The sequence below is a fragment of the Lactobacillus sp. UMNPBX19 genome (genome assembly GCF_002553805.1).
Taxonomy (GTDB): Bacteria; Bacillota; Bacilli; order Lactobacillales; family Lactobacillaceae; genus Lactobacillus.
Genome location: NZ_PCYR01000080.1, coordinates 1 through 1,016, shown reverse-complemented (window position 1 = coordinate 1,016; position 1,016 = coordinate 1). Strand labels below are relative to the sequence as shown.

Annotated in this window: 1 pseudogene; it reads left to right on the top strand. The window is 32.4% G+C overall.

Annotation, left to right across the window (positions count from 1 at the left end):
* Positions 1–56: 56 nt before the first annotated feature.
* Positions 57–950 (top strand): annotated as a pseudogene (locus CP370_RS09130) (ATP-binding cassette domain-containing protein); the annotation flags it as partial.
* Between the last annotated feature and the right edge of the window lie 66 nt (positions 951–1,016).

Genomic DNA, 1,016 nt, shown 5'->3' with positions numbered 1-1,016 from the left:
TCCAAATGGACTTTTTATTTTCTATCAAGTGTTCAATTTAATTTTACAATCGGCGTTCTGTAATTGGTTATATTTCCACAAGTATGGCCCGTGTAGTGGGAGATAGCAGTCTGCTCTATGATTCTTTACTGTGGATTGAAAAGTACTTTAATTTTCTTGAATATCACGATGATTTTGACAATGGAGAGCAAGAATTTACAGATGAGTTTAAGAAGATTGAAGTTAAGGAGCTTTCATTTACATACCCATTTTCTGATGATGAAGTTTTACACAATGTTAGTTTTTCAGTAAAAAGTGGCGAAAAGATCGCAATTGTTGGTGAAAATGGATCAGGAAAATCTACTTTAGTAAAGTTGTTAATGCGATTTTATGACCCGACTACTGGAGCTATTTCAATTGATGATGATAATTTAAAAGATTTTAATATTTTTGACCTACATAAAAATTTATCAGCTACTTTCCAAGATTTTTCTCATTTTAAGTTAACGCTTAAAGAAAATGTGATTACGGGATATTCATTTAATGAAGAGCGAGTAAATAATGTTTTAAAAGCAGCAGGCCTAGAGAATTTGCTGGCTAATGATCATCTGCAACTAAGCATGATTCTTGCTAAAGATTTTGAAAATGGAACTGACTTATCTGGTGGTCAATGGCAGAAGATTGCTTTAGCACGAGACTTATATGCAAATGGTAAGATTGAATTTTTAGATGAACCGACAGCAGCGTTAGATGCTAAGAGTGAAGCAGAAATTTATGAGCGCTTTTTAAGAGAAAACGACCAAAAGACGATCTTCTTTGTTACGCACAGACTATCTGCAGTTAAGTTTGCGGATAAAGTACTCTTTCTTGATAGTGGAAAAGTTAGCGGCTTTGATACTCATGCTAATTTATTAAATAAAAATGCAAAATATCAAGAAATGTATAACTTACAGAAAAATGCATATATTTAATATTAGAAAAAGTGTCTGGGAAAAAACTAACTTTCAGATACCAAAAGACGATCAATCCAACTCTTA